At 74.3% G+C, this 4,145-nt stretch carries 5 protein-coding genes and 1 pseudogene; 4 read left to right on the top strand and 2 right to left on the bottom strand.

Annotated features, from left to right (window positions below; all coding sequences use genetic code 11):
- The coding region (locus ACWEVO_RS31640) for a carbamoyltransferase N-terminal domain-containing protein (RefSeq protein WP_452311124.1) at positions 1 to 661 on the bottom strand (661 nt) is incomplete at its 3' end.
- A 195-nt stretch (positions 662 to 856) separates the two neighbouring features.
- Here ACWEVO_RS31640 and ACWEVO_RS31635 point away from each other — a divergent pair.
- Positions 857 to 1,186 carry a cupin domain-containing protein gene (locus ACWEVO_RS31635; protein WP_452311123.1) on the top strand — a complete coding sequence of 110 codons (330 nt, stop codon included), beginning with the start codon at positions 857 to 859 and terminating at the stop codon, positions 1,184 to 1,186.
- On the top strand, positions 1,183 to 1,965 hold the full coding sequence (locus ACWEVO_RS31630; protein WP_452311122.1) for a YwiC-like family protein: 783 nt from the start codon (positions 1,183 to 1,185) through the stop codon (positions 1,963 to 1,965). Before ACWEVO_RS31635 ends, ACWEVO_RS31630 begins: the two co-directional genes overlap by 4 nt.
- A gap of 149 nt (positions 1,966 to 2,114) precedes the next feature.
- Here the strand turns inward: ACWEVO_RS31630 and ACWEVO_RS31625 are convergent, their stop codons facing one another.
- Entirely contained in the window at positions 2,115 to 3,347 is a 1,233-nt protein-coding gene (locus tag ACWEVO_RS31625) for a globin domain-containing protein (RefSeq protein WP_452311121.1), read from the bottom strand.
- A gap of 137 nt (positions 3,348 to 3,484) precedes the next feature.
- On the opposite strand from ACWEVO_RS31625, the gene ACWEVO_RS31620 reads away from it, so the two are divergent.
- Both ACWEVO_RS31620 and ACWEVO_RS31615 read left to right on the top strand, forming a co-directional pair.
- Positions 3,485 to 3,925 carry an RrF2 family transcriptional regulator gene (locus ACWEVO_RS31620; protein ID WP_452311120.1) on the top strand — a complete coding sequence of 147 codons (441 nt, stop codon included), beginning with the start codon at positions 3,485 to 3,487 and terminating at the stop codon, positions 3,923 to 3,925.
- Positions 3,925 to 4,145 (top strand): annotated as a pseudogene (locus tag ACWEVO_RS31615) (SAM-dependent methyltransferase); the annotation flags it as partial. The gene ACWEVO_RS31620 and the pseudogene ACWEVO_RS31615, both read left to right, overlap by 1 nt.

The raw sequence follows: 4,145 nt of genomic DNA, 5'->3' as shown, positions 1-4,145 counted from the left end.
GGACCAGGTCGCGGAGCATGCCGAGGTGCTTCGGGGTGCCGTACGACGCCAGCGCCATCACCTTGTACTCGTCGCTGGAGTGCAGGAAGCCCAGGTGCCGGGTCAGGTCCTCGTAGAGCAGCCCGAGCGAGTGCGGCAGGTGCTGCGAGTACAGCGGCGACAGCCGGCCCTCGCGGTAGACGCCGGCCAGGTGGCTGGCGACCTCGCCCCGCCCGTCGAGGACCAGCACCGCGGTGTCGTCGCCGGCCGGCGGTGCGGCCAACCCGGCGGAGGCGGCGTGCGCCACGTGGTGCGGCACGAAGCGCACCTTCTCCGGGTCGAGGCCGGGCAGGGCGGCGGCGAGGAACTGGGGGGCGCGCCGGGCGTAGTCGACCCGCAGCCAGTCCCAGGGGTCGCTGAGGCCCAGCTCGGTGGCGTCCCGGCAGAGTCCGGGGTCGAAGGAGTACGCGACCGCGTCGAGGCTGTCGACGTCGATCCCGGCGCTGGCCAGGCACCAGGCGGCCGACAACTCGGGCAGCTCCCAGGCGGAGAAGGGCACCGGTCGCTTGCCGTGCTTGCGGCGGCTGAACCGCTCCTCCTCGGCGGCCGCCACCACCGTCCCGTCGACCACCAGGGCAGCCGCCGGATCGTGAAAGATCGCGTTGATTCCAAGGACCCGCATGACCAGTCCCTACCCTGGCGATCGCTTCCTAACCTGTAGATCATCGACTTCTCGGAGAACGTGAACGTCTCGTGTGGAGATTCGGATCTGGGACCAAAGCCCCTGGTCGGAACCGCTAAAGGCGACCAGGCTGGGAAAAGAGGCAGAGTAGGGTCCTGTTCTGGCTGCCCGTCCGCTCCGACCCGGAGGTGTTCCGTGTCCCCGTCGTCGCTCTCCGTGCTCGCTGAGGAGCAGCTCACCCTGGCCCGGGCGACCAACAGCGGGCGCAGCGCCCGCACCGTGCACGGCGGGTCCGACGCCGCGCTGCGGCAGACGCTGGTCGCCCTGGTCGCCGGGCACGCGCTGGAGGAGCACGCCAGCCCCGGCGAGGCGACGCTCCAGGTGCTGCGCGGGCGGGTCCGGCTGGTCGCCGGGGACCACTCCTGGCCGGGTTCGGCGGGGGACCTGCTGGTGATCCCGGACGCCCGGCACGCGCTGCACGCCGACGAGGACTCGGTGGTGCTGCTCACGGTCGCCCGCGGATGAGCGCGCCGACCCCGGTGCGGCCCGCCGCCCGCGCCTCCGCCGCCCGCCCCAGCCGGGGCCGGCGCCACCGGTGGCTGCCGCCACAGCACGGTGCTTGGGCGATGCTGCTGCTCCCGTACGCCACGGCGGTCGCCGTGACCGGTCCGCGCTGGCCGCACCTGCCGCTGCTCGGCGCGTGGCTCGCCGGTTACCTCTTCTCCTACTACGCCCTGCTGGCGGTGAAGACCGGCCGCCCCGCCCGGGTCCGGCCGCAGCTCCTGCTCTACGGCGGGGCGACCGCGCTGCTGGGTCTCCCGGTGCTGCTCGCCCGGCCCGCGGTGCTCGCCTACGCCCCGCTCTACGCCGTGCTGGTCGCGGTCAACGCCGGCTACGCCCGGCGGCGCCGGGAGCGGGCCCTGCTCAACGACCTCGCCTCGGTGGCGCAGAGCGTGCTCGTGGTGTTCGTGGTCGCCACCGTCGCCGGCGTGTCGCCGGCCGGGCTGGCCGGGGTGGCCGCCGCGGTCGGCGCGTACCTGGTCGGCACCGTGTTCTACGTCAAGACGATGATCCGGGAGCGGGGCAGCGCCGGGTACCGGTGGGCCTCGCTGGCGTACCACCTGGCGGCGCTGGCGGTGGCCGTGGCCGCCGGCTGGGGCCCGGCGGTGGCGGGGGTCTTCGCGCTGCTGCTGCTCCGGGCGGCGCTGCTGCCCGGCCGGCGGCTGGCCCCGGTCCAGGTCGGGCTGGTCGAGTTGGCCGGCGCGGTGCTGGTCTTCGCCGCGGTGGTCGCCCACTGGGGCTGACCCCGGATCGCCGGCGCTCATCGACAGCGCCTCGCGGCAGGTCGCGGTTTCCCGGCGGTCGGAAGCTGCCCCCGGCCGCATGTCGAGTGGACAAGAGGGGCCGGTGTCGGGGACTGCCCGACACCGGCCCCGGTGGCCGCCAGGAGCGCTCAGCGCAGCATGCCCGGGCCGAACACCTCGTAGGCGATCCGCTCGGCCGGCACGCCCCGGCGCAGCAACCCGCCCCGGACCAGCGACATGAACGGCACCGGCCCGCAGAGGTGCACGTACGCCTCGGGGGCGAGCGGGATCAGGGCCGGATCGACCAGCCCGCCGGCGACCTCGGCCTTCAGCCCGGCCAGGTCGGCGTCCGCGGCGTCCTCGTACCAGAGGCGGACGGAGAGGTTCGGCAGCCGCTCCTGCAACGCGACCAGTTCGTGGCGCCGGGCGTGCGCGGCGCCGGCCCGGTCGGCGTGCACCAGCGCCACCGGGCGCTCGGGCTCGGTGGCGGCCAGGTGGGCCAGCGCCGCCATCGCCGGGGTGAGGCCGATGCCGGCGCTGACCAGCAGCAGCGGCTCGCCGTCGCCGATCGCGCTGACCTCGCCGAACGGCGGGCTGAGCCGGAGCGTGTCACCGGGGGCCACCCGCTCGTGCAGGAAGCTGGAGACCATGCCGTCGGGCCCGCCGTCGATGCCGCGTACCCGCTTCACGGTGATCTGCCAGTGGTCGGCGCCGGGCCGGCCGGAGAGGCTGTACTGGCGGATCTGCTGCCCCCGGTCGCCGTCCAGGTCGACCGCGACCGAAACGTACTGGCCCGGCGTGAAGGAGGGCACCGGGGCGCCGTCGGCGGGGACCAGGGTGAACGACGCCACGTCGGCCGTCTCCCGGATCTTCTCCACCACCCGCCACTCGCGCCACACCGCGCCGTTCTCCGGCACCCCGGCCACCGTGTAGAGGCGCGCCTCCCGGGCGATCAGCTCGCAGGCCAGCAGCCAGTACACCTCGTCCCAGGCGGCGGCGACCTCGGGCGTGACAGCGTCGCCGAGCACCTCGCCGACCGCGGCGAGCAGGTGCCGGCCGACGATCGGGTACTGGGCGGCGGTGATGCCGAGCGACGCGTGCTTGTGCGCGATCCGGTCCAGGATCGGCCCCCACGGCAGCGTGCTGCCGCTGGTCAGGTGCTCGGCGTACGCGACCACGGCGGCGGCGAGCGCGGCCTTCTGCTGCCCGGTGGCCTGGTTGCCCCGGTTGAAGATGTTGAGCAGCTCCGGGTGGGCGTCGAACATCCGCTGGTAGAACCGGCCGGTGATCGCCTCACCGTGGGCCTGCACGGCGGGCAGGGTCGCGGTCACCACGGCTGCTGAGGATTCCGAGAGCACGACTACTCCTTTGGTGTCGAACATGTCGATCACCACTGAACAGGAATTTGAAATTCCCCTTCAGGGTCGAAGGTCCCGGGACGGGGGTCGTCCGGGTCACATCCCGCCGCCGGACACCAGGTCTGTTCCGTGCCGCGGTGCCGCTGGTTAGGGTCGATGGTGTGAAGCTCAACCGCTCGACCGACATGGCACTCCGGATCGCCATGCTGACCGCCGCGTCCGAGACCCGGACGACGGTGGACGAGCTCGCCACCCAGCTCTCGCTGCCCCGCAGCCACGTGGCCAAGGTGGTGCAGCGGTTGCAGCGGCTCGGCGTCCTGGTGACCATCCGGGGTCGGGCGGGCGGGGTGGCCTTCGCCGAGGGCGCCGGCGAGCTCACCGTCGGCGAGGTGGTCCGGGCCTTCGAGGGGAGCGCCGAGGTGGTCAACTGCGAGCAGCCGGCCTGCCCGCTGCTCGGCGCCTGCCGGCTCCGGGGCGAGCTGCGCCGGGCGCAGGCCGCCTTCCTCGCCGTGCTCGACGGCGTACGCCTCGGCGACCTGGTCGACGGCCCGGCGCGGCCGCTGCTGCTGAGCCTCGGTGTCTCCGTGGGTGCGTCCGCCTGATGGCCGTCTCCCACCCGGTGTTCGCCCGGCTCTTCGCCCGGGCCAGCGTGGCGATGGACCGGGCCGGCGCCGCCGCGCACCGGCGCCGCCTGGTCGCCGGACTGCGCGGACGGGTGGTCGAGGTGCAACAACGCGGTCGTGCTCGCCACCGCCTTCGACCTGACCCGGGACGCGAAGTACCGGGACGGGGCGGTGCAGACCGCCGACTACCTGCTCGGCC

It is taken from the genome of Micromonospora sp. NPDC003776 (genome assembly GCF_053605645.1).
The sequence above is the reverse complement of the archived record's forward strand: the minus strand, read 5'-3'. Positions and strand labels throughout refer to the sequence as shown.